Annotated in this window: 1 protein-coding gene; it reads right to left on the bottom strand. The window is 70.7% G+C overall.

Annotation, left to right across the window (positions count from 1 at the left end; genetic code table 11):
- A partial coding sequence (locus tag IFU30_RS20045) for a DUF222 domain-containing protein (protein WP_192006904.1) occupies nucleotides 1-328 on the bottom strand: 328 nt, incomplete at both ends.

Here is a 328-nt window from a genome sequence, read left to right as displayed (position 1 = left end):
GTTTCCGGCTGGACGAGGATCCGGGTGAAGCTGGGCGCGTTCACCGCGATACGTGCCGCGGTCTCGGGGTCGATCGGACCGTAGCCGTCGAGCATGCCGGGTGCGTCGGAGACGCCGGCCATAGTGAGCGCCGGCACGGTGATCTGCACGGTCGGCTTGATGTGGTCCTGGACCTCGACGGGGTGCGGGAGCACGGGGCTCGACATGACGTCCTCGGGCGTGACACCGGTCAGGGCGAGCGCCGCGAGGGCATCTGCCTGCAGCTGGGCGCACGTGCGGGTGTCGCCGGCCTGGCGTGATTCGGTGGCGGCTGCTTCGACGCGCTCGA

The sequence above is a fragment of the Plantibacter sp. CFBP 8798 genome (genome assembly GCF_014841195.1).
GTDB classification, from domain to species: domain Bacteria; phylum Actinomycetota; class Actinomycetes; order Actinomycetales; family Microbacteriaceae; genus Plantibacter; species Plantibacter auratus.
Note: the sequence above shows the minus strand (reverse complement) of the source record. Positions and strands in the feature narration are given on the sequence as shown.